This window comes from Photobacterium damselae (genome assembly GCF_003026815.1).
In the GTDB taxonomy this organism is placed as follows: Bacteria; Pseudomonadota; Gammaproteobacteria; order Enterobacterales; family Vibrionaceae; genus Photobacterium; species Photobacterium damselae.
Window position 1 is genome coordinate 1 of record NZ_PYOG01000119.1, and the last position, 616, is coordinate 616.

The 616-nt window shown below is 37.0% G+C and carries 1 protein-coding gene; it reads right to left on the bottom strand.

The genetic code is table 11. The annotated features are described in order from the left end of the window. A partial coding sequence (locus CTN07_RS22620) for an IS4 family transposase (protein ID WP_107183778.1) occupies positions 1–545 on the bottom strand: 545 nt, incomplete at its 3' end. Positions 546–616 lie beyond the last annotated feature (71 nt).

Here is a 616-nt window from a genome sequence, read left to right on the forward strand (position 1 = left end):
TTGGTATTGTAATTATCAAAGGCACTAGCAGTAATAAGGTGACTACTTAATTCCATCTGGCAAACCATTCTAACTTGAGGGTATTGCGTACCTTTTTGACGTGAAAATGCTTCTTCATTTTCTTGATTATCAGGGGTTCGCCAAACAACGCCATCAACACTAAGAAGTGTTAGTCCATTCCAATGAGGTAGATTGGCACTTTTTAACCATGAGTTCGTCATACGCTCAAAAACGGCTTTAATTGCATCTTCACCTAACGTCTTACGACGTTGGGTTAATGCACTTGGAGCAACAAAAGCTTTACCCGTACGGTCAACAATATCAAGTTGGTTAACTAAGTCTTTCATTGATTTATTGTTATAAATAGCCATACCAACAAGTAACCAAACCATGGATTCAAGCGTCAATTTTCTCTTTCTCATCGTGACGGTATCAGTGAGAGAATAAGCTTCATCAATAAGCTCGATGGGAAGTAAATCAGACAACGTTTCAATGTTGTCTGACTTCCAATTATTAATTACGTTTAGAGCTTGAGAAACGTCCATAAAAAAATCCAAGTGCATTAAATACACTTGGATTTTTACACATCTATAGGATCATTCAACCGATCATTTTG